The organism is Blattabacterium cuenoti (assembly GCF_014251555.1).
In the GTDB taxonomy this organism is placed as follows: domain Bacteria; phylum Bacteroidota; class Bacteroidia; order Flavobacteriales; family Blattabacteriaceae; genus Blattabacterium; species Blattabacterium cuenoti_P.
Genome location: NZ_CP059190.1, coordinates 179,850 through 204,098, shown reverse-complemented (window position 1 = coordinate 204,098; position 24,249 = coordinate 179,850). Strand labels below are relative to the sequence as shown.

The window sequence follows — 24,249 nt, the reverse complement described above, 5'->3', positions numbered from 1 at the left end:
AAAATTAAATAAAGAAATTCATAAATGGAAATTCCTGTATTTTCATCTAAAAAATTAGAATTTATGAATTACAACAATAAAAAATCCAACGACGATGAGGAACCCTCTTTTGATTCATTTAGGAAAATGGTTTTAAATGATTATAAATTGGCTAGAATTAGTCGGGAAACCAGTGTTTTAGGTAGAAAAGAAGTTTTAAATGGAAGAGCTAAGTTTGGAATATTTGGTGATGGAAAAGAAATTCCTCAATTAGCCATGGCAAAAGTTTTTAGAAATGGAGATTTTAGATCTGGATATTATCGAGATCAAACGTTTATGATGGCTATTGGAGTTTTAACTGTAAGAAGTTTTTTTTCACAATTGTATGCCCATTCAGATTTAGAAGCTGAACCTGTTTCATCTGGAAGAATGATGACTGCACATTTTGGAACACGTTTTCTAAATCGTGATGGAACTTGGAAAAATCTTATTCAACAAAAAAATTCTAGTGCAGATATTTCTTCTACAGCAGCTCAAATGCCGAGATTATTAGGATTAGCTCAGGCATCTAAAATTTATAAAAAACTAAAAAATTTAAAAGAAACACATAAAATGTTTTCTCATGATGGAAACGAAGTTGCATTTGGAACTATTGGGAATGCCAGTATTTCAGAAGGATTATTTTGGGAAACTTTAAATGCTGCTTCAGTCTTGCAAATTCCTATCATACTATCTATTTGGGATGACGGATATGGAATTTCTGTTCCTAATAAATATCAATTTTCTAAACAAAATATTAGTGATCTTTTATCTGGATTTCATAGAAACAAAAAAGAAAAAGGGATAGAAATTATTCGTGTGAATGGATCCGATTATATGGATCTTACAAAGACATATGTTTGTGCAGATAAAATAGCTCGTTATGAACATGTTCCAGTCATCATACATGTCACAAATTTAACTCAACCGCAAGGACATTCTACTTCTTCTTCACATGAAAGATATAAATCTAAAGAACGTTTGGAATGGGAAATGAATAACGATGGAATAAAAAAATTTAGAGATTGGATTTTGAATTTTAAGTTCAATACAAAAAATAAGTTACAATATTTAGCCAATGTTTGTTATTTAGATCAAATAGATATAGAAGCTAAAGAATATGTTAAAAATGAACAAAAAAAAGCTTGGGAAGCGTTTCGAAAACCAATTATTGAAATTAAAAATGAAGCTGTGAACATTTTGCAAAAAATGCAAAATGCTTATCCTAACAAAAAATGGATTGATAAATATGTTAAAAAGTATATTCAAAAATTGCATGATACAACTAGAAATTTTACCACAAAAAAATCAATATTTTGTATTGTACGAAAAATTTTATATCTACTATCTGAAGTAGAATCAGATTCAAAATATTGTCTGATAAAATGGATTAAAAAAAAATATGATCAAGAACAAGAAAATTATTCTTCTCACCTATATAGTATTTCAGAAAAAGCTTTTGTAAAAAGAACAGAAGTTTTTCCTGTGTATAAGAATGATTTTGAAGTAGATGGAAGAATTGTATTAAGAGATAATTTTGATAAATTATTAGAATTATATCCTGATCTTTTAATATTTGGGGAAGATGTAGGAAAAATAGGAGATGTCAATCAAGGATTGGAAGGGTTGCAAAAAAAATATGGAAAAACTCGCATTTTTGATACAGGAATACGTGAATCTACTATTCTTGGACAGGGGATTGGTCTTGCTATGCGTGGACTTAGACCTATAGTCGAAATTCAATATATAGATTATATTTTATATGCTTTACAAATCATGAGTGATGATCTTGCTTGTTTGCAGTATAGAACAAAAGGTGGACAAAAAGCCCCTGTCATTATTAGAACTAGAGGTCATCGTTTAGAAGGAATATGGCATTCAGGTTCTCCTATGGGAGGAATTATTAATTATTTAAGAGGAATTTTAGTATTGGTTCCAAGAAATATGGTAAAAGCTGCTGGTTTTTATAATACTTTATTATCTGGAGATGATCCAGCTTTAGTTATTGAATGTCTAAATGGATATAGAATCAAAGAAAAACTACCGGAAAATTTAGGCTTTTTTAGAACTCCTATTGGAATAGTGGAAAGAACAAGGAAAGGAAAAGATATAACCATGGTTACGTATGGTTCTACGTGGAGAATTGTAAATGAAGCAGCAGAAGAATTGTATAAAATTAATATAGATTCAGAAGTAATTGATATACAATCTCTTTTACCATTCGATTTACAAAAAGACATTGTAAAAAGTTTACAAAAAACCAACAGACTATTAATCATAGATGAGGATGTTCCAGGAGGGGCTTCTGCTTATATTTTACAAAAAATATTAGAAGAACAAAATGGATATTATTATTTAGATAGTCCACCTGTTACGATTACGGCTAAAGAACATCGTCCTCCTTATGGATCAGATGGTGATTATTTTTCAAAACCTTCTGTTGAAAATATTGTAGAAAAAGTATTAAAAATTATGCATGATAGTTAGAAAACTAAGTGTTTTATTAATAATTTTTATTAAAACATAATAATCATTTATTATATTTGTTTTCATTAATTTTTTTTTGCTTTATGAAAATAAAAAAAACCTTACATTCAAGGATTGGAAAAATGGATTTTAACAATATTTCCTTTGGTAGTCAGTATTCAGATCATATGTTTTGTTCTGAATACAAAGATGGAAAATGGCAAGATTCTATTATTAAGCCTTTTGGGAATATTATGTTTTCTCCTGTTTCTCCTGTTTTCCATTATGGACAAGCTGTTTTTGAAGGGATGAAAGCTTATAAAGATAAAAACGAAGAAGTTTTTTTATTCCGTCCGGAAGAAAATTTCAAAAGAATAAACAGATCTGCTATTCGTTTGGAAATGCCTACTGTTCCAGAAGATATTTTCATGAACGGACTGAAAAAATTAATAGATTTAGATAGAGATTGGATTCCTAAAAATTATGGACAATCTTTATATATTCGTCCTTTCCTAATTGCAACTAATGGTGTTTTATCTGCCAAACCTTCTAAAGATTACATGTTTATGATTATATCTACTCCTGCGGATGCCTATTATAAACATCCTATGAAAATTAAGATAGAAGAAAAATATAGCCGTTCTGCAGCAGGAGGGGTTGGATTTACTAAAGCTGCTGGAAATTACGCTTCTTCTTTCTATCCTACTAAATTAGCAAATGAAGAAGGATTTGATCAAATATTGTGGACTGACTCTTCTACTCACACAATGATAGAAGAATTAGGGACTATGAATGTTTTTTTTTGGTTGAAAAACAAACTTGTCACTCCAAAAGCTAATGATAATATATTAAGTGGAATTACTTGTAAAAGTATTCTTACTTTGGCTGAAAAAAAAGGATTTTCCGTGGAAGAGAAAAATTTAAGTGTTTCAGAAATCATAAAAGGATTGCAGACAGGAGAATTGAAAGAAGCTTTTGGCTGTGGAACAGCTGCTGTAATAAATTTTTTTAAAATAATTAGTTATCAAGGAAATAATTTTTCTTTACCAGATCTTACAGAAAAAAAAAGAATATCTTTTTGTTTAAAAAAAAGTTTATTGGATATCCAGCATAATTTATCAGAAGATCCTTTCGGATGGAGAGTTCAATTAAAAAGATATTTATAAAAAAATCTTCTATGAATGATCATTTTCAATCTATAGAGGAGATAGCAAAAGAATCCATATCAGTTTTATATAAACTGAAACCTTGTCCTGAGTTAGATTTTCAATATACAAAAAAAGAATATCCAGGAGATCTTACTTTGATCTTATTTTCTTTGTCTAGAAAGTTAAAAAAACCTGTAGAAAAAATAGGAGAAAATATAGGAAATTATGTACAAAATCAATTAGAAGGATTGATTCAATTTTCTATTATTAAAGGGTTTTTAAATTTTATTTTTAAAGATAGTTATTATATTCATCTTCTTCAAAAGATGTTGAATACAAATTTTTATCATATCAAATTTCCATCTAAAAAAATCATGGTAGAATACTCTTCTCCTAATACCAATAAACCTCTTCATTTAGGACATGTTAGAAATAGTTTGATTGGATCTTCTATAGCTAGAATATTAAAAATGGTCGGACATAAAATAATAAAAGTTCAAATCATTAATGATAGAGGAATACACATCTGCAAATCTATGATAGCTTGGAAAAAATTTGGGAAAGAAGAAACTCCTGACAGTATTAAAATGAAAGGGGACCATTTTGTAGGAAAATATTATAGCTTGTTTGATAAAATTTATCGTGAGGAAATTAAAAATAAAAAAGAAGAAATTTCGATCTTGAACGAAGCTAGAGAATTATTGAAAAAATGGGAATGTGGAGATCCAATAACTAGAGATATTTGGAAAAAAATGAACAAATGGGTTTACAGCGGCTTTGAAGAAACTTATCGAAAGTTGGAAATAAGTTTTGATGAAATAGAATATGAAAGTAATGTATATGAAATTGGAAAAAAAATTATAAAAAAAGGTCTTGAAAAAGGAATTTTTTTTCAAAAAAAAGATGGATCAATTTGGATTGATTTGATTCAAGAAGGTTTTGATCAAAAACTTTTGTTACGATCAGATCAAACTTCCGTATACATGACCCAAGATATTGGAACTGCTGTAGAACGTTTTAAAAAATATAATATTGACCAGTTAATCTATATTGTGGGAAAAGAACAAGATTATCATTTTCAAATTCTTTTCAGCATATTAAAACATTTAGGATATATATGGGTTAATAAATTATTCCATTTATCTTATGAAATGGTATATTTACCAAGTGGTAAAATGAAATCTAGAGAAGGAAATGTGATTGATGCAGATAGTCTTATTTTAGAAATGTATTCTCTTGCAAGAAAAAATTTTTTAAAAAAATATTCAAAGTCAAAAGAAGAAGGAGAACAAGAAAAATCTGCTGAAATCATAGGATTAGGAGCTTTGAAATATTATTTTCTCAAAATAGATCCGAGGAAAAAAATCATTTTTCATCCTGAAAAATCTATAGATTTTAAAGGAAAAACAGGAACATATATTCAATATACTTATTCTAGGATTCGTTCTTTGGAACAAAAATTTTTCGATTTATGTTCATTGTTGAATTCTTGTTGGTCAAATATTAAATTTGATATATATGAAAAAAACATGATTAAAATTCTTCAAAAATATCCATTGATCTTAAAAAAATCAGCAATCACTCTAAATCCTTCATTAATAGCAAATTATATTTATGAAGTCTCTAAAACATTTAATCTTCTTTATCAAAATAAAAAGTTAATAGATCCTTTCAATGTTATTCATAGTAATATTTGTATGAATATTATTCATGTAACAGGGAATGTATTAAAATCTGGAATGAATTTATTAGGGATTAAAATGCTTGATCGTATGTAAAAAAATAAAATATGCACACTTATGTTTGAACATTTACAAAATAAATTCTATAAGGCTCTTCATATCTTGAAAGGGGATGATACAATTACAGAAATTAATATTGCATCTTCTATGAAAGAAATTGGAAGAGCACTTATTGATGCAGATGTAAATTATAAAATTGCTAAAAATTTTATTCAAAAAGTAAAAGAGAAATCTATTGGAAAAAAAGTACTTACTTCATTAAATCCAAAACAGCTCATTACAAAAATAGTATATGATGAGTTGGTCACACTCATGGGAGGAAAAAGTATAGAAATGAATCTTTCTAAAGACCCTTCTGTTATTTTAATTTGCGGATTACAGGGGAGTGGAAAAACTTCTTTTTCTTCTAAACTTGCTTTCTTTTTAAGAAAAAAAAACAAATATCCTTTATTAGTGGCTGCAGATATTCATCGTCCGGCTGCTATAGACCAACTGAAATTTACTGCAGAAAAAATAAATATCCCTATTTTTTATTTAAAAGAAAATAAAAATGTTCTGGAAATATTAGATCAATCTGTTCTTTATGCTTATAAAAAAAAGAGAAATGTAATTATTATTGATACAGCTGGAAGATTGGCTATTGATGAAATCATGATGAAAGAAATTGTAAAGATTCATCAACATTCTAACCCAGATGAAACTTTATTTGTTGTAGATGCAATGACAGGACAAGATGCAGTAAATACTGCTCAATCTTTTTCAAGAAGATTGAATTTTGATGGGATTGTCATAACGAAATTAGATGGAGATAGTCGGGGTGGAGCTGCTATTACCATGTCTAAAGTTGTGGAAAAACCTATTAAATTTATTAGTAATGGGGAAAAAATAGAAGATCTGGAAGTTTTCCATCCAGATCGAATAGCTAATCGAATTTTAGGAATGGGTGATATAGTTTCTTTAGTTGAAAAAGTACAAGAGCAATTGGACGAAAAAAAAACTAAAAAAATTTATCATAAAATTTCAAAAAATCGTTTTAATTTTAACGATTTATTAGAGCAAATTCAACAGATAAAAAAAATAGGAAGTATAAAAAATATTATTTCCATGATTCCTGGAGTTGATAGATATTTTTCTTTTGATGGCGGAAATCAAAAAGATTCTTTTAAAAAAATAGAGTCTATTATTTATTCTATGACACCTGATGAAAGAGAGAATCCAAAATTGCTTGTTGATATTAAAAGAAAAATAAGGATATCCAAAGGATCTGGAATAACATTAAATCATATAGATCTTTTTTTAAGACAATTTTATGACATAAATAAAATAATGAAAAAAATTAGTGCGAACTCAGGACAACAAATTATAAAAGATTTTATATCTAAAATAATGAACAAATAAAATGCTGTTTAGTAATGGTGTTTAGTTTGGATTAATTTTATTTAATTAAAATTTTCTTTTATTGAAAATATTTTTAATTTTGTTCGTTGAATATTTTCAAAATCCCAATAGGAGGAATATTCCGTTTGGAATTTGATATGAGTGAAACATGATGAAAGGTTTTTTAAATAGAGATAGGTTTTTGAACATTTTAGAAAATGTAAAAATTTGGGATATTATCATTATTGGAGGAGGAGCTACAGGATTAGGAATTGCTTTGGATTCAGCTTCCAGAGGATATAAAACTCTTCTTTTAGAGCAGTCAGATTTTTCTAAAGGGACTTCCAGTCGAAGTACAAAATTAGTTCATGGAGGAATACGATATTTGGCTCAAGGAAATATAAAATTAGTTTATGAAGCTTTGCAAGAAAGAGGTTTTTTGTTAAAAAATGCACCTCATTTAGTTAAAAAACAAAAATTTATTATTCCAATTTTTAGTTGGAAAATGGGCCTTTTGTACTGGACTGGTTTAAAACTATATGAATGGCTCTCTGGTTCCTTAAGTTTCGGAAAATCAAAATTTCTATCCAAAAAAGAAACAATTAGAAACTTCCCTGAAATTAAAACTAATAAGTTAAAAGGAGGTATTTTATATTATGACGGTCAGTTTGATGATGCTCGTTTAGCTATTAATTTAGCACAAACTTGTGTTCAACAAGGTGGAATTTTATTAAATTATTTTCAAGTCAAAAATATTATAAAAAAAGTTGGAAATAAAATATCTGGAGTCCTAGCCTATGACCTTGAAACCAAAAAAAAATATTCTATTTATTCAAAAACCGTTATAAATGCCACTGGAGTTTTTTCTGATTCCATTTCAAGAATGGATGAGTCAGAATGCCCTATTTTAATAAAACCTAGTCAAGGAACACATATTGTATTAAATAAATCCTTTTTTAGCAGTTCAAATGCTGTAGTCATTCCAAAAACTTCGGATGGAAGAATTTTATTTTGTGTTCCATGGCATGATCATGTTTTAGTAGGGACTACAGATACTTTTCTAGAAAAAAGTGTTCTTGAACCAAAACCTTTGAAAGAGGAAATAGATTTTATTTTACAAACTTTTAACAAATATTTTGTTTTCAATCCAAAAAGAAGTGATATTCTCAGTGCTTTTTCTGGATTGCGTCCTCTTTTTATCTCTAATAATTCTTCTGCTACGACTAAAACAAAAGATATTTCTAGATCCCATAAACTTATGATTAGTTCTTCTGGATTAATAAGCATTATAGGTGGAAAATGGACAACATATAGAAAAATGGCGGAAGAAACTGTAAATAAGGCAGTTGAAATAGGAAAACTAAATAAAATACCTTCTGTAACAAAAAGTCTTAAGATTTATGGATCCAATTCTTCATATCAAAGCCAAAATTATCACTGGAAAAAATATGGAGAAGATGAATATCATATTCAAAAATTAATTGAGGAAAATCCATTGTTAGGAAGCCCCTTGATATCCCAGATATCCCAAGATTCTTCTTATTATTATTGTACTGAAGCAGAAGTTATATGGATGGTTCGTTATGAAATGGCTAGAACAATTGAAGATGTTTTGGCAAGAAGGTTACGTTTATTATTTTTAAATGCAAAAAAAGCAATAGATATAGCACCAAGAGTAGCAGCATTAATGGCTAAAGAACTTTCTCGAGATGAAAAATGGGAAAAATCACAAATAGCTGCTTTCAAAGAGTTAGCTATGCGGTACTATTATCCGGTCGTTTGATGGAGTTGTTTGTAATACCTTTATTCATCATATGTTTATGAAAAAATATGTGCTATCATTAGATCAGGGAACTACTAGTTCTAGAGCTATTATTTTTGATAAAATTGGAAATATTATTTCGGTAGCTCAAAGAGAATTTACACAAATTTATCCTTATCCTGGATGGGTGGAACATAATGCAGAAGAGATATGGTCTACGCAGGCCTCCGTTGCTTTGGAAGCAATTTTAAAGGCTAATTTAGAAGGTGAAAATATTGTTTCAATAGGAATAACCAATCAACGAGAGACTACTGTAGTATGGGATAAAAAAACGGGAGAACCCATTTTTAATGCTATAGTTTGGCAAGATAGACGTACATCTAAATATTGTGACCAAATCAAAAAAGAAGGGTTAACTGAAATAATTAGAAAAAAAACAGGTCTGATTATAGATCCTTATTTTTCTGCCACAAAAATTAAATGGATATTAGAAAATGTTTCGGGAGCTAGAAAAAAAGCGAATTCTGGATCTTTAGCATTTGGAACTATAGATTCATGGTTAATATGGAATTTAACCGGTAAAGAAATTCATGTCACAGATGTTACTAATGCTTCTCGTACCATGCTTTTTAATATTCATACACTTAGTTGGGATCAAGAGCTAATTGATTTATTTGATATTCCAATAACAATGTTACCAGAAGTTAAATCATCTAGTGAAATTTTTGGTTATACTACAGGACACATTCTTTCTCATAAAATTCCCATATCTGGGATAGCTGGAGATCAGCAAGCATCTCTTTTTGGACAAATGTGTACTAAAATTGGGATGGTCAAAAATACTTATGGAACAGGTTGTTTTATGTTAATGAATGTAGGAGATACTCCTGTTTTTTCTCAAAATAATTTAATTACCACTGTTGCTTGGAAAATTAAAAATAAAGTTCAATATGCATTGGAAGGAAGTGTTTTCATTGCAGGAGCTGTTGTTCAATGGCTGAGAGATGGATTGGGGCTTCTTATATCTTCAAGTGAAGCAGAAACTTTAGCTTCTTCAGTGGAAAATACAGAAGGATTATATATGGTTCCAGCTTTTTCCGGTTTGGGTGCTCCTTATTGGGATCAGAAAGCTAGAGGAACTATTGTTGGGATTACAAGAGGAACCTCTTCCGCTCATTTTGTTAGGGCTGCGTTAGAAAGTATTGCTTTTCAAAATATGGATGTTCTGAAAGCTATGGAAGCAGATTCTGGTATTTCTATAAAAGAACTTCGTGTAGATGGAGGAGCAACAGTAAATAAATTGTTAATGCAATTTCAATCCGATATTTTAAATGTGAGAGTAGTAAAATCCAAAATTTCTGAGCTTACAGCAGCTGGAGCCGCTTATTTAGCTGGATTAGCTGTAAATTATTGGACCAGTCTTGAAGATATTCAAAAAAAATGGCAATTAGAAGAAGTTTTTGAACCAAAAGGAATGTCTAGTCGTTTGGAAAGAATTAAAGGGTGGAAAAGAGCAATTCAAACAACTCGTTCATGGTCTGGTCTGGTCAATAATAAAAAATAAATAAAATGACAAAAATATGTGCAGAGATCATAGGAACAATGATTTTGGTCTTTCTAGGAAATGGAGTGGTAGCAAATGTTATTTTGTCAAAAACCAAAGGGCACAGCAGAAATGGAGAATGGCTGACTATTACTATAGGATGGTCATTGGCCGTTTTCATGGGAATAATAGTTTCTGCTCCTTATAGTGGAGGTCATTTGAATCCGTGTGTTACAATAAGTTTTGCCATAGTTGGAAAATTTGATTGGGATATGGTTCCATTTTATATTTTATCTCAGTTGATTGGAGCTATGTTAGGATCTTTATTAGTATGGTTTTTATATAAAGATCATTTTGTTGAAACTAAAAAAGAACAAGATAAATTATCTATTTTTGTAACAATTCCTTCTATAAAAAATTTATTTCTTAATTTTTTAAATGAGGTATTAGCTACTTTTATTTTTATATTTATTTCTTTATATCTTACAGTAGAAGGAACCCTTTTTTTGAAAGAAGATAAATATCCTATAGGATTAGGATCCTTAGGAGCATTACTTCCCGCTTTAATGGTATTAGGAATAGTTTTATCCTTAGGAGGAAACACTGGTGCGGCTATTAATCCTGCTCGTGATTTAGGACCAAGAATCATATATTCTATCATTCCAATTCCTGGAAAAGGGAAAAGTAATTGGAATTATGCTTTTGTTCCTGTATTAGGGCCTATTTTGGGAAGTGTGATAGCTGCAATATCATATTTATTTTTATCATCATAAAAAAATTTGTAACTTTTTTTCATGGATAAATCAGTTCCTTTAAAAGAAGATCCGAAGGATCCTAAGACTATTATAGATCATAGAAAAATAGGTAAAAAGCTAAAATTTTTTATTTTTTCTGACAGGGTAGGAAGTGGATTACCTTTGTGGTTACCTAGAGGGACGATTTTTAGAAAAAATTTAGAAGAATTTTTAACTGAGATTCAAAAAAAGTCTGGATATGAAATGGTAGTGACTCCACATATTGGACATAAAAAATTATATGTTAGGAGTGGACATTGGAGCAAATATGAAAAAGATAATTTTAAACCTATTCAGACTCCCCATGAAGAAGAATTTTTATTAAAACCTATGAATTGCCCTCATCATTGTGAAATTTATCGTTCTCAAGAATGGTCTTATAGAGATCTTCCTAAACGCTTTGCAGAATTTGGAACAGTATATCGTTATGAACAGAGTGGAGAACTTCATGGATTGACTAGAGTTAGATGTTTTACTCAAGATGATGCACATATATTTTGTACTTATGATCAATTACTAGAAGAATTTAAAAGAGTTATCAACTTAGTTTTTTACGTATTTCGTTGTCTAGGTTTTTCTGAATATACAGTTAGAATATCTCTTAGAGATACAAAAAAAATAGATAATTATATTGGATCAGAAAAAAATTGGGAAAAAGCAGAAGAAGCTATATTGAGAGCAGTCAAAGAAGAAAAAATAAAAGCATCTCTGAATTATGGAGAAGCAGCTTTTTATGGACCAAAACTGGATTTTCTTATTAAAGATTCTTTAGGAAGAAGTTGGCAACTTGGAACAATTCAAGTAGATTATAATTTACCTGAAAGGTTTGATTTGTATTATAAAGGAAAAAATAATGAAAAATGTCGTCCAGTCATGATACATAGGGCCCCTTTTGGTTCCCTGGAACGAATGATTGCCATTATGATAGAACACTCTAGAGGAAATCTTCCATTATGGCTGGCTCCTAATCAAGTCGTCATACTTCCTATAAGTGATAAATATATAGTTTATGCAAAAAAAATTTTAAATTTGATATTGAACTATGATATTCGTGTATTTGTTGATAGCAGAAACGAGAAAATTAATAAAAAAATTAGGGACTCTGAAGACGATAAAATTCCTTATATGATTATTTTGGGAGAGAAAGAAGAGAAAAATGAAATGATTTCGTTACGACGTCATGGATTAGGACATATAGGAACGTTTCCTATTTCTAAGGGGATCCAAGCCATTTTTAATGAAACGAATTTTAAAACTAAAATTATAAAGTTATTATAAAAAAGAAATTTTCAAGAGGGAACAAAAAAAAAAGAATTTTTAGACCATTGCCACAAAAAAAAGTGGTCCATCGGATTAATGGAAATATTGATTCACAAACAGTTCGTTTGGTCGGCGATTCTTCTATAGAAAATGGGGTTTACTCTATCCAAGAAGCTCTTCAATTTTCTAGAGAAAAAGAATTAGATTTGGTTGAAATTAATCCAAAATTGGATCCTCCAGTATGTAAAATACTGGATTATAAAAAATTTTTATATGAACAAAAAAAAAGAAAAAAACAATTTAAAGCAAAACAAATTAAAGTAAATACTAAAGAAATCAGATTTGGTCCACAAATCGGTGATCATGATGGAAAAGTTAAGATAAAAAGTGCTGAGAAATTTTTAATGCGTGGAGACAAAGTGAAAGTATTTGTTTTTTTTAAAGGTCGTTCCATAGTATACAAGGATCAAGGAAAAATAAAATTGTTAAAATTTGCAGAAGAAATTGAGGAATATGGAAAAGTAGAACAAATGCCAGTAATGGAAGGAAAAAGAATGTATATGATTTTAGCTCCAAAAAAATTTTAATATCATGCAGAAATTAAAAACAAAATCCGGATCAAAAAAAAGATTTAAAAAAACGGCGAATGGATATATAAAAAAAAAACATGCATTCAAAAATCATCTTTTAACTAAAAAATCAAAAAAAAGAAAACGTCATCTTTCTAGATTTACTCTATTGAATAAATCAGATCAACAGAATATAAAAAAACAGATATAAAAATTATGAATTATGCCCAGATCTACAAATGCAGTTTCCTCTAGACGAAGACGAAAGAAAATACTCAAATTAGCAAAAGGTTTTTATGGATCAAGGAGTAAAGTTTATACAGTTGCTAAAAATGCCGTAGAAAAATCTTTTGTTTATGCTTTTTCAGGAAGAAAGAAAAAGAAAAGAAATTTCAGATCTCTTTGGATCCAACGCATTAATGCAGGAGTGCGTCAATATGGAAAATCTTACTCTGAGTTTATGAAAAAATTATCAGATAAGAAAATTAAAATAAATAGAAAAATACTTTCTGATTTTTCTATGAATGAGCCTAATAGTTTCAAAAAAATAGTAGATCATGTTTATTTATGAAGAACTTTTTTCTGATAAACTAATCAATTTTTTTTCTATTATTTTTTTCTTCGTAGAAGAAAAGTAATCTATAAAAAGTTTCCCTTCAAGATGATCATATTCATGCAGAATAACTCTAGCACATATTCCTGTCAAGGTTTTCTTTTGTTTTTTCCAATTATGATCATAATATTCAATCAAAACATTAGATTTTCTCTTTACATGTCCCATTATTCCAGGAATGCTAAGACATCCTTCATTAAATTTGAACTCTTTTCCATGAATTTTTAATATTTTAGCATTAATAAAAACTTCTTTATAATTGTCTTTTCCATTTAAATAAGGAGTATCGACTATAAACAGTCGTATATTTTTTCCAATTTGAGGAGCAGCCAATCCTATTCCTTTTGCTTGATGTATAGTTTCAAACATATCTTTTATTAATTGATTGATTCTTTTTTTACAATAAGACAAATCTATGTCTACACATTTTTTTCTTAAAATAGGATTTCCATAAAGAATTATAGGTAATACCATAAATTAGTTTTCTTTTTCTTTTTTTGCGAGATAAGACTGTAAAATAATAGTGGCACTAATTTGGTTTAAAATTACTTTTTTTCTTCTTTTTTTTTTTTTAAACCTAATTCTATCATAGTATTAAAAGCCATTTTAGATGTAAAACGTTCATCTAATCTTTTTATCAAAATATGAGGATATCTTATACGAAATTTATTTATAAATATTTGAATATCTGTTTCTATTAATGTCTCTTTTTGGTTGTTCAATCTTTTTGGTAAACCTATAACTATTTCATCTATTTTCTCATGAGATAAAAACGATTTTAAAAAATTCATTAATTTTTTAGTTGGAATAGCATCTAATCCAAATGCAAATATTTGTTCATTATCTGTTATAGATAAACCTGTTATCACTTTTCCATAATCTATTCCCAATATTTTTGCCATTATTATAATGCAATTGTTCTAAAACAAATATATACTTGTTATCTTATTTTATTTTACTACTTTTGTTTTTGATCAACCTTTATATATGAAAGTAAATAAACTAAAATTAGAGATAGAAAAAGCTTGGAATCAAAAAAATTCGTGCACAGATAACGAGAATATCAAGAACATAGTTATTCAGGTTATTGACCATTTAGAAAATGGATTAATCAGAGTTTCAGATTTTTTAAATGGAAAGTGGATCCTCAATGAATGGGTAAAAAAAGCAATTATAATGTATTTCTCTGTTAAAGAAATGAATGTTATAGAATTAGGTCCATTAGAATTTTATGACAAAATCCCTATAAAAAATAAGTTTAAAGAAAAGAAGGTACGCGTCGTCCCTCATGCTATAGCACGTTATGGTTCATATATATCGCCTGGAGTTATTCTTATGCCTTCTTACGTTAATATAGGCGCATATATAGGAGAAGGAACCATGATAGATACATGGGCAACAGTGGGAAGTTGTGCTCAAGTTGGTCGTCGTGTCCATATAAGCGGTGGAGTTGGAATAGGGGGAGTTTTAGAACCTTTACAAGCTCATCCTGTCATTATTGAGGATGATGTTTTTGTTGGATCTAGGTGTATTTTGGTAGAAGGAGTTTTGATAGAAAAAGGAGCTGTTTTAGGAGCAAATGTTGTTTTAACTGGTTCTACTAAAATTTTTGATGTAACTAATAATGAATCGATTGAACTTAAAAGAATTGTTCCTAGATATTCTGTGGTTATTCCTGGATCTTATCCCAAAAAGTTTCCTTCAGGAACATATTATGTTCCATGTGCTATGATTATAGGGAAAAGAAAAGAAAGCACGGATAAAAAAACATCTTTAAATGAAGCATTAAGAACTCATAATTTAGTGACTTAGATGTCTTTTGTCGAAGAAATAGAAAAAAGTGTAGAAATATTAAAAAAAGGTAAAAGTTTATTATATCCTACAGATACTGTGTGGGGGGTAGGATGTGATGCTTTTAATATACAGGCTATAAAAAAAATATGTAAAATCAAAAATAGAACTTTTTCTAAATCTATGATTGTTTTGGTAGAAAACATAGACCGTTTATATCAATTGGTAGGAGAGATTACTGATTTTACTAGAAAAATTATTGTTGATAATATTGAAAAAAAAAATAAACCTATAACCATAGTGTACGATCATGTGAATCAAATAGCATCTTCTTTCTTGAGAAGAAAAGACAATACTTTAGCCGTTCGTTTGACATATGATCCATTTTGCGTTTGTTTAATCCAAAATTTGAATAGACCTATTATTTCTACTTCTGCAAATGTATCAGGATTTCCTGCTCCTAAATCCTTTTCTGAAATTAGTCCTTCTATTTTAAAAAAAATAGATTATGCAGTGAATTTTCGTAGAAAAGAAATAGCTAATTATAGCAGCTCTTCTATTATAAAAATTGTTTCAGATCAGGTAAAAATATTACGTCTGTAGTTAGTTTTCTCATCCATGAATTTATCATCTGCTCTTCGTAAAAAAATATTTCGTATAGTAAGCCTTTCTGCTCAGAAAGTAAAACAAGATAGTTATGTAGTGGGAGGTTATGTTAGAGATTTTTTGCTAGGAAAAATAAAATCGGAAGATTTAGATATTTTGACTATAGGAGAGGGAATTAGATTAGCTGAAGAGGTTTCTAAATATATTAAGCCTTATCCCAAAATAAAGATATTTAAACGTTTTGGAACTGCTATGTTAAAATATGATAATCAGAAAATCGAATTTGTTGGATCCAGAAAAGAATCATATCATTTATCTAGTCGTAAACCTTTTATAGAGTTAGGATCATTACAAGATGACCAAAATAGAAGAGATTTTACAATTAATGCTTTAGCTATTAGTTTAAATCGTGATAATTATGGAGAATTAATAGATCCATTTGGAGGATTGTCAGATTTAAAAAAAAAAATATTAAGAACTCCATTAGATTCAGATATTACTTATTCTGACGATCCATTACGAATGATGCGAGCTATTCGATTTGCTACTCAACTTCAATTTACGATTGAAGAATATTCATTTAAATCTATTCAAAAAAATAAAAATAGAATAAATATTGTTTCTGCAGAAAGAATTATAGAAGAATTTAATAAGATCCTATTATCTGAAAAGCCTTCTATAGGATTGTTGTTATTATATAAATCTGGATTATTATCAATTATATTACCAGAATTAACTTTGTTAAAAGGAATAGAAGAAAAAAACGGATGTAAACACAAAGATAATTTTTATCATACTTTGCAAGTAGTAGATAATATCAGTAAAGAAAAAAACAATTCACTTTGGTTAAGATGGGCAGCATTACTTCACGATATAGGAAAATACTATACCAAAAAATTTTTACCAAAAATAGGTTGGTCTTTTCATGCTCATGAATTTGTAGGATCAAAAATGGTTCCAAATATATTTCAACGTTTAAAACTTCCAAAAGGTGGTCCTATGAAATATGTGAAAAAGATGATTCAATATAGTTATAAACCCATAGCGTTAATAGGAAATAAGACGAGCGATTCTGCTATCCGAAGATTATTATTTGATCTTGGTAAAGATCTAGAAGATTTAATGAAATTGTGTATCGCTGATATTACCACTAATAATATAGAAAAAAGAAAACAATATCAAAAAAATATTTATCTTCTTATGGAAAGGATTAAAAAATTAGAAGAAAGAGATAGAATTCAAAACTGGAAATCTCCTATATCAGGAAATGATATCATGAAGGTTTTTCAGATTGATCCATGCAAAAAAATAGGGGTTATAAAAAATTTTATTAAGGATTCTATTTTGGAAGGAAAAATATCTAATGAATTTCATTCTGCTTATCTTCTTATGTTAAAAAAAGGAGAAGAATTAGGATTGAAAAAAAAATAAGGAACATATGTTTTTTTCTAGTATTGATGGAAAAAATAAAAAAAAAATCGTTTTATTACCACACAATAATCCGGACGGAGATGCTTTAGGGTCCTCTTTAGCACTTTTATTTTATTTGAGAAAACTGAAACATGATGTGGATTTAATCTCTCCAACAGAATATTCTGAATCTTTTCAATGGCTTCCAGGAACTGAAAATATTCTTGTTTTCTCAGAAAAAACTAAATCTTTAGTAAAAAAAAAAATTATAAATTCTGATTATGTTTTTTTTGTAGATTTTAATAATTTATCAAGAATAAAAAACTTAAGAGAATTTTTTTTATATTCGAAAGCAAAAAAAATACTAATAGACCACCATCCTTTTCCATTTTGCTTCGATTTTATGTTTTCTGATTCAACAGTATCAGCTACCAGTGTTTTGGTTTTCAGATTTATATCTAAAATGAATCATTTAGATAAAATAGATAAAGAAATAGCTACCTGTTTATACGTTGGTTTAATGACTGATACAGGTTTTTTTCGTTTTCCTTCCGTTACTTCAGAAACTCATTTTATTGCCGGAAAATTAATAGAAAAAGGAATTGACATAGATTACATCTATGATCATTTGCAAGAAAAATATAATGAAAATAAATTGAAATTATTATCTAAAGCCTTGAAAAAATTAAAAGTAATAAAAAAATATCGGACAGCTTATACAAGTATAAATGCTTCGGATATAAATTTTGATTCATACAAACAAGGAGATACTGAAGGAATTATTACTTATGGATTAGGTATAAAAAATATTGTTTTTTCTGTTTTCTTTTTTGAAGAAAGAGAAAAATTTCCAATTAAAATTTCTTTTCGTTCTAAAGGAAATTTTGATGTGAATCTGTTTTCTAGAAAGCATTTCGGAGGAGGTGGTCATAAAAATGCAGCGGGAGGTATATTAGAAAAAAGTTTATCTGAATCCATTGAATATTTTTTAAATATTATTCCTAATTATCATATAAATCTTATGTTTTCCATTTGATATTACATCCGTAACTTAATTTGAAAATTGGATTTATATTTGTTCCTTTCAAAATATTTTTTAATACATTTCTCACATCACAACCTGTCACTGGTATTTTATTTCCAGGTCTAGAATCATCTAGTTGACCATGATAACATAAATTCCCTTTTCCGGAAAATATAAAAAATTCCGGAGTACATTTTGCGCAATAATATTTGGCTACTTCTTGTGTTTCATCAAAAAAATAAGGAAAAGGATAACCTAACAAATAATGTACTTTTTTCATATTTTCCGGAGAGTCTTCCGGATACTTGTTTGCATCATTAGAATTGATAGCTAAAAATGAAATTCCTTTCGGAATAAAATCGTTAGACAAACGCACTAATTCTGCATTAATATGTTTCACATATGGACAGTGATTACAAATAAACATAATTACAGTTGCTTTATCCGAAAAAAAATTTTTCAAAAATTTCTTCTTTCCTGAAGAAACTTCTAATAAGTTAAAATCTTTTATTTGAATTTTAATTTCACTAGAAGAGTAAGTTCGTACCATAATTTATTATTTTTTCTTTTTTTTAGAACAAAAAACAAAAGATTTTTTCTTTTCTTCCTCAGCTAATTCAGCATCTATTAATATTCTTCCACTGTGTTCATCTATTAAAAGTTTATTACGTTGTATCAGTTCTGAATATTTTTGAGGTGTAATTGCTAGATAAGAACCCAATGGAGCTCCTCTTTGGACTGGAGCAACAGCCACTCCATTTTTCACTCCATTCCTTATTTTTTTATAGGTTTTTAATAAACTACTATCAACTTTTTTGGAAAAAAACAAAGATTTTTCCAAAAGAATTTTTTCTTCTTTATCGTTTTTTAAGAGAATCTTATTCAATTCTTTTTTTTTGTGAAAAAGATGTTCTTCTTTATTTTTTAAAATATTTTCTTTTTTTCCTAGAAGATCTTCTTTTTTATCAATTTTAACATTCAATTCTTTGATTCTTTTTTTGGACAACTGAATCTCCAGTTTTTGATAATCAATTTCTTTATCAAGAGAATATAATTCCTTGTGATTTTTTACATTATCTTTTTGTTTTTCATATTTTTTAATTAATGTTTCTGAAGATTTAATATTTTTGTTTTGTTTATCTATATTTTCTTTTATGAAAAGAATGTCCTCATGAACGTTTTTTAAATTTTTTTTCATTTGGTCTAATTCTTCTTCCAAATTTTGGATTTCCATGGGAATATTTACACGAAATTTTCGTATTTCATCTATACGAGAATCGATTAATTGAAGATTATATAATGCCCTCAATTTATCTACTACAGTGATAGCTTCTTGTATTTTATGGACCATAAATTAATAAATATATTTAACTGGATTAGTCTGAACTTCTGATTCAGAAATAGAAATAGAAGTAAAATTTTTGTCTAAAAAAGATTTTAATAATTTTTTAGCGATTTTTTCGGATTCATAATGACCGACGTCTACAATCAAGATTCTATTTTCAGATTTAAAAAAATCATGATATTTTAAATCAGAGGATATAAAAACGTCAGCTTCTTCTTTGATAGCGGTTTCTATTCCAAAACGACCTGAACCTGTTATCATAGCTACTTTTTTAATTTTTTTTTCTGTAAAATGAGAATGACGAATACAAGGAAAATTCATTCTATTTTTTAGAAAAAGAAGAAAATCATATTCATTCATCTCTTTCACTAGATTTCCTATGAAGCCTATTCCTATATAAGGATTAACATTTTCAATATTGTAAATTTCGTAAGCTACTTCTTCATAAGGATGATTTTTAAAAAGAGCCTCTTTGACAAGATTTAATTTATGAGAGGGAAAAATAACACCAATACAAGTCTCTTTTTCCATATGAAAAATTTCTTTTTTTCCAGAAAATGGTTTGGTTTTCTTGTTTCCCATATAACTTCCAAATCCATCAAAATTATAACTACAATGACTATAATTAGAAATATTTCCAGCTCCTACTTCAAATAAAGAATTTCTTACTTTTTCTGCGTAATGAACTGGAACATAAGTGATCATTTTTTTTATAGTTTCTTTTTTTGGAATAAGGACTCTTTCTTTATTAATTTTTAACAATTTGGATACATAATCAGAAGTTCCTTCCCATACTAAATCCAAATTAGTGTGAATAACATAAATAGATACATCATTTTTTAATGCAGAAATTATAACCCTTTCTGAAAATGTTTTTCCAGTTATATTTTTTATGGGTTTAAAAATGATAGGATGAAAGGATATTATCAGATTACACTTTTTATTGATAGATTCATAAAAAACTTCTTCAGTGAGATCCAAAGTAATTAGTATTTTTCTTACTTTTTGATGAAAAGATCCGACTATCAATCCAACATTATCATAGGAATCTGCATATTCTATAGGTGCTAGATTTTCTAGTTTATCAGCTATATCTCTTACGAATACTTCCATGTTTAAACATACCTGCACCAACAAATTTATCAAAAAAAATTGATTTTTATAATATTATTGCATAAAATAAAGATAAAATAAAAACAAAAAAATAATTATGAATATCATTCGTAAAAAACCAAAGTGGATAAGAGTAAAATTATCAATGAATAAAAATTATCATGAATTACAAAAATTAGTTTCTTTGCATAAATTGAATACGATTTGTCAAAGTGCAAGTTGTCCGAATATAGGAGAATGTTGGGGAAAAGGTGTAGCTACTTTTATGATATTGGGAAATATTTGTACAAGATCTTGTAGATTTTGTGGAGTCAAAACAGGACGTCCTGAAAAAGTGGATTGGAAGGAACCCAACAAAGTAGCAGAGTCTATAAAGATATTGAAGATCAAACATGCCGTATTAACTTCTGTCAATCGAGATGATTTAAAAGATATGGGATCTTCTATATGGGTAAAAACCATACAAAAAGTCCGATATTTAAATCCAAATATAACAATAGAAGCTTTAATTCCTGATTTTAAAGGAGAAAAAAAAATAATAGATCAAATTATTGATGTTAAACCAGAAGTGATTTCTCACAATCTTGAAACTGTTTCCAGATTAACAAAAAAAATCCGTATTCAAGCTAAATATGATCGTAGTCTTGGAGTCCTGCAATATATCAAAGAAAAAAATCGAAATATTCGCACAAAAACAGGAATTATGTTAGGATTAGGAGAAACAAAAGAAGAAATAATTGAAACAATGAAAGATATAAGAAAATCTAAAGTAGATATTCTAACAATGGGACAATATTTACAACCTTCTTTAAAACACTATCCTGTTCGTTTTTTTGTTTTTCCAGAACAATTCAAAGAATTGAAAGAAATTGGATTAGAAATGGGATTCAAATATGTAGAAAGCGGACCATTAGTACGGTCTTCTTATCATGCAGAAAAACATGTGAGATAAATCAATAATTTTTTTCTTCTTTTCCAAAAAAATACTTATATTTTTTTTCATCCCATATTTTCTTTTCACGAAGAAAATTTTTAATGTAAAATGATACGGATTTTTCATTTTCTAGTTTTGAAAACAAAATCAATTGTTCTATAGAACGGGTAGTAGCTACGTATAATAGATTGATATTATCAAATACTGTATTTGATAAGTAATCTTCATAAAGATTACGGATATTTTCATCATGTTTTATATGTTTGAAATATGGTCCGATTTCCAAATAAACAGCGTTCAATCCATGATATAAATGAGGACTTACATCCATCCATATTCCTTCTTGATTTTTAGAATCAACATTCCAATCAGTAAAAGGAAGAAGAACTACAGGAAATTGCAACCCTTTAGATTTATGAATAGTCATAACACGAATAGCATTTCTATGATCAGAAATAATAATGCTTTCTTTTTCCTTTTTAGATTCCCAGTAATCTAGGAAATCTATAATAGAATTTCCTACACTTTTTATAGATCTATAAACAAAGTCCAAAAAAGAATAGATAGATGCAGTGTTCTGTTTATTCAATAATCCAAAAGCTTCAATTATATCTTCTGATATATTGTATATGGATTTATTGTATAATTTATCTAATGTTAATGAATTTTTTGATAGAATTTTTTTTAAAAATAGATCCAGTGGGTAAAAAAGAATTTTCATAATAAAATCATGATCTTTTTTTTTAGTACGAATAAATTTATTTTTTAATAACAAAAAAATTAGAGTAACTCTTTTTTGATAACAATGGGGATTAGCTAGGATATAAAAAAAATTTATGATTATTTGTATTTCCAAATGATTTTTTATTAGCAGAGAAACAGAAGTATTTACATTAATCCCATCTTCAACAAGTTTTTCAGATAAAAAATAGCCTTCTTGATTATTTCTAACTAATATTGCAATGTCTGATAAAACATATTTCTGTTTCAATAATTTTTTTATTTTATTTTTTATTTTAAAATAAATATATTCTTTGTAATTTTCGTTTTCTAAACTACTAATGAAATTTATTTCTACATATCCTCCAGATTTTTTAAATATCTTTTGTTTAGAATCTTGATATATATTTCGATAAATAGTCGAATGAAAAATTTTAGATATGGATTGATAAAGTAAATTATTAAATCTAACAATTTCTTCATAGCTACGAAAATTTGTTTCTAAAGTTTTTAATTCTTTTTTGTAATTTTTTGATTTAGAATTAACTATATTTATGAACTGTTCGGAATCTCCTCCCCTCCATCTATATATAGATTGTTTAGGATCTCCTACTATCATAGCTGATCCATTTTCAGATAATGCATTTTCAACTAAAATTCTAATATTGTTCCATTGTAAAAATGAAATATCTTGAAACTCATCTATAAAATAATATTTATATTGCATTCCAATTCTTTCATAGATTTTAGGGAATGTTCCTTGAGTAATTTTTTCATAAAGAATTTTGTTCAATTCTGCATTTAGAAGAATTTTTTTTTCATTTTTTATGAAATGAAATTCTTTTTCTACTTCATGTATTATTGATAGAATACTAATGTTTTTTAAAAAAAATTTATCTAAAAGATAATATGATACATTTTTTTTGTATATAGATTTTGTCTCTTCATATAATGAAAGTATTTTATCTTTATTTTTTTCTATCAATATTTTTTGATTTATTTGTACAGCACATTTGTAAAATACTCTTTTTTGAATATATTTTTCAAGACGTTCATTAAAAGGATTAAAAAATATATTCCTCATTTGTAGTTTTTGAAAAAGTCTTGGTAAATCTGAATGAATAAATGAATTTTTTTGAATAGAAGTTTTTCTTAAAAATAGAAAAAATTTTTCTCCTTGTCTTTCGCACTCTTTTTCAAATTTTTTAGTTCTTTTTATCAAAGTATTTTTCAATTGAATTAAATCTTCTAAAGAATAACTTTTAATTTTTTTTATAGGAAAAAAATTATTTTCTTCCAACATAAGATGAGCTATTTTAAATAGTTCTTTTCTGACGTCCCAGTTTTTTCCTTTTTTTAATTTTTCCAAGGAAAATTGAACCAAAATATTTGACCATTCTTCTGAATTTTTTAATCTATATAGTAGATTTTCTACAATTTTCAATAAAAACCTTTTGGGATCCATTTCTAAGGTGACTTCTCGATTTGAAATAAAAGATCTTATAATATTATAAGTGAATTTATCTATTGTACTTGTATTTTTGGAAAAAGAATAAAAATCATGCAAAATAGAAGATAATATTCTTTTAGAACGTTCATACAATTGATGTTTTGTTAATTTCAAATCTTTTACAAGATGATGAAATAAAGAAGAATATTCTTTTTTCACTACTTGATTTGAAAATTCTTTAAGACATTGTAGAATACGTTTTTTCATTTCTTCAGAAGCTTTTTTAGTAAAAGTCAAAGCTAAAACTCTTCTAAATTCATCAGGATTAGGACTTTTTAATAGAACATAGAGATAGTTTTTGACTAAAAAAAAGGTTTTTCCAGAACCGGCTGAAGCGTTGTATATCTTTAATGTAGATGGAACAAGCATCATTTACGAAAAAATTTTTGCATATATTTTGTTATTTGAATTTGAATAATTTTATATAAAATCGTTTTAAAACGAAATTATAGAGTGAAAACTATTGTGAATTATAACCGAACCTATTAATACTTTTTTTACATT

22 protein-coding genes are annotated in these 24,249 nt (G+C 27.6%); 16 read left to right on the top strand and 6 right to left on the bottom strand.

The features are described from left to right. Positions 1–63: 63 nt before the first annotated feature. The 11 genes from H0H68_RS00940 to rplT all read left to right on the top strand — a co-directional run bounded on the left by H0H68_RS00940 (position 64) and on the right by rplT (position 13,250). A complete protein-coding gene (locus tag H0H68_RS00940) occupies positions 64–2,505 on the top strand; it encodes an alpha-ketoacid dehydrogenase subunit alpha/beta (RefSeq protein ID WP_185853618.1) in 2,442 nt (813 codons plus the stop codon). An 83-nt stretch (positions 2,506–2,588) separates the two neighbouring features. Next, positions 2,589–3,650 carry a branched-chain amino acid aminotransferase gene (locus H0H68_RS00935; RefSeq protein WP_185853495.1) on the top strand — a complete coding sequence of 354 codons (1,062 nt, stop codon included), beginning with the start codon at positions 2,589–2,591 and terminating at the stop codon, positions 3,648–3,650. Positions 3,651–3,661: 11 nt separating this feature from the next. Beyond that, positions 3,662–5,410 carry an arginine--tRNA ligase gene (gene argS, locus H0H68_RS00930; protein WP_185853494.1) on the top strand — a complete coding sequence of 583 codons (1,749 nt, stop codon included), beginning with the start codon at positions 3,662–3,664 and terminating at the stop codon, positions 5,408–5,410. Positions 5,411–5,431: 21 nt separating this feature from the next. Then, entirely contained in the window at positions 5,432–6,772 is a 1,341-nt protein-coding gene (gene ffh / locus H0H68_RS00925) for a signal recognition particle protein (protein ID WP_185853493.1), read from the top strand. Positions 6,773–6,920: 148 nt separating this feature from the next. Continuing rightward, positions 6,921–8,534: a glycerol-3-phosphate dehydrogenase/oxidase gene (locus tag H0H68_RS00920; protein ID WP_185853492.1), complete on the top strand. Its 1,614-nt coding sequence runs from the start codon at positions 6,921–6,923 to the stop codon at positions 8,532–8,534. Positions 8,535–8,565: 31 nt separating this feature from the next. Then, positions 8,566–10,077 carry a glycerol kinase GlpK gene (gene glpK, locus H0H68_RS00915; protein ID WP_185853491.1) on the top strand — a complete coding sequence of 504 codons (1,512 nt, stop codon included), beginning with the start codon at positions 8,566–8,568 and terminating at the stop codon, positions 10,075–10,077. A 5-nt stretch (positions 10,078–10,082) separates the two neighbouring features. After that, positions 10,083–10,829: an MIP/aquaporin family protein gene (locus tag H0H68_RS00910; protein ID WP_185853490.1), complete on the top strand. Its 747-nt coding sequence runs from the start codon at positions 10,083–10,085 to the stop codon at positions 10,827–10,829. A 21-nt stretch (positions 10,830–10,850) separates the two neighbouring features. Further along, a complete protein-coding gene (gene thrS, locus H0H68_RS00905) occupies positions 10,851–12,128 on the top strand; it encodes a threonine--tRNA ligase (protein ID WP_185853489.1) in 1,278 nt (425 codons plus the stop codon). 62 nt (positions 12,129–12,190) lie between these two features. After that, positions 12,191–12,697, top strand: coding sequence for a translation initiation factor IF-3 (infC, locus tag H0H68_RS00900; protein WP_238783968.1), 507 nt, complete (start codon positions 12,191–12,193; stop codon positions 12,695–12,697). Between the two features lie 4 nt (positions 12,698–12,701). Further along, the gene (gene rpmI / locus H0H68_RS00895) at positions 12,702–12,890 is read left to right on the top strand and encodes a 50S ribosomal protein L35 (RefSeq protein ID WP_185853487.1); all 189 of its coding nucleotides are present in this window, start codon (positions 12,702–12,704) and stop codon (positions 12,888–12,890) included. A 12-nt stretch (positions 12,891–12,902) separates the two neighbouring features. Continuing rightward, positions 12,903–13,250 (top strand): 50S ribosomal protein L20, encoded by a 348-nt coding sequence (gene rplT / locus H0H68_RS00890; protein ID WP_185853486.1) that lies wholly within the window; start codon positions 12,903–12,905, stop codon positions 13,248–13,250. Here the strand turns inward: rplT and def are convergent. Next, positions 13,245–13,766, bottom strand: coding sequence for a peptide deformylase (gene def, locus H0H68_RS00885; RefSeq protein WP_185853485.1), 522 nt, complete (start codon positions 13,764–13,766; stop codon positions 13,245–13,247). The genes rplT and def overlap by 6 nt on opposite strands. 71 nt (positions 13,767–13,837) lie before the next feature. Continuing rightward, positions 13,838–14,194, bottom strand: coding sequence for a RuvX/YqgF family protein (locus tag H0H68_RS00880; RefSeq protein WP_317168031.1), 357 nt, complete (start codon positions 14,192–14,194; stop codon positions 13,838–13,840). A gap of 85 nt (positions 14,195–14,279) precedes the next feature. Here H0H68_RS00880 and H0H68_RS00875 point away from each other — a divergent pair, with 85 nt between their 5' ends. Genes H0H68_RS00875 through H0H68_RS00860 form a run of 4 tightly spaced genes read left to right on the top strand, consistent with a single transcriptional unit; the run spans position 14,280 to position 18,135 of the window. Then, a complete protein-coding gene (locus H0H68_RS00875) occupies positions 14,280–15,104 on the top strand; it encodes a 2,3,4,5-tetrahydropyridine-2,6-dicarboxylate N-succinyltransferase (protein WP_185853484.1) in 825 nt (274 codons plus the stop codon). Continuing rightward, positions 15,105–15,686: an L-threonylcarbamoyladenylate synthase gene (locus H0H68_RS00870; RefSeq protein ID WP_185853483.1), complete on the top strand. Its 582-nt coding sequence runs from the start codon at positions 15,105–15,107 to the stop codon at positions 15,684–15,686. Between the two features lie 15 nt (positions 15,687–15,701). Continuing rightward, a complete protein-coding gene (locus H0H68_RS00865; protein WP_185853482.1) occupies positions 15,702–17,120 on the top strand; it encodes a CCA tRNA nucleotidyltransferase in 1,419 nt (472 codons plus the stop codon). Between the two features lie 7 nt (positions 17,121–17,127). Next, a complete protein-coding gene (locus H0H68_RS00860; protein ID WP_185853481.1) occupies positions 17,128–18,135 on the top strand; it encodes a DHH family phosphoesterase in 1,008 nt (335 codons plus the stop codon). On the opposite strand, the gene H0H68_RS00855 is transcribed toward H0H68_RS00860, so the two are convergent. Genes H0H68_RS00855 through H0H68_RS00845 form a run of 3 tightly spaced genes read right to left on the bottom strand, consistent with a single transcriptional unit; the run spans position 18,119 to position 20,581 of the window. Next, positions 18,119–18,673, bottom strand: a complete 555-nt coding sequence (locus tag H0H68_RS00855; protein WP_185853480.1) for a thioredoxin family protein — start codon at positions 18,671–18,673, stop codon at positions 18,119–18,121. The genes H0H68_RS00860 and H0H68_RS00855 overlap by 17 nt on opposite strands. 6 nt (positions 18,674–18,679) lie before the next feature. Further along, positions 18,680–19,474 (bottom strand): zinc ribbon domain-containing protein, encoded by a 795-nt coding sequence (locus H0H68_RS00850; RefSeq protein ID WP_185853479.1) that lies wholly within the window; start codon positions 19,472–19,474, stop codon positions 18,680–18,682. A 3-nt stretch (positions 19,475–19,477) separates the two neighbouring features. Continuing rightward, positions 19,478–20,581 carry a Nif3-like dinuclear metal center hexameric protein gene (locus tag H0H68_RS00845; RefSeq protein WP_185853478.1) on the bottom strand — a complete coding sequence of 368 codons (1,104 nt, stop codon included), beginning with the start codon at positions 20,579–20,581 and terminating at the stop codon, positions 19,478–19,480. 97 nt (positions 20,582–20,678) lie between these two features. Here H0H68_RS00845 and lipA point away from each other — a divergent pair, with 97 nt between their 5' ends. Further along, complete coding sequence (lipA, locus tag H0H68_RS00840; protein ID WP_185853477.1) at positions 20,679–21,533, top strand: lipoyl synthase; 855 nt, start codon at positions 20,679–20,681, stop codon at positions 21,531–21,533. 1 nt (position 21,534) lies between these two features. On the opposite strand, the gene H0H68_RS00835 is transcribed toward lipA, so the two are convergent. After that, entirely contained in the window at positions 21,535–24,117 is a 2,583-nt protein-coding gene (locus H0H68_RS00835; protein WP_238783967.1) for a UvrD-helicase domain-containing protein, read from the bottom strand. Between the last annotated feature and the right edge of the window lie 132 nt (positions 24,118–24,249).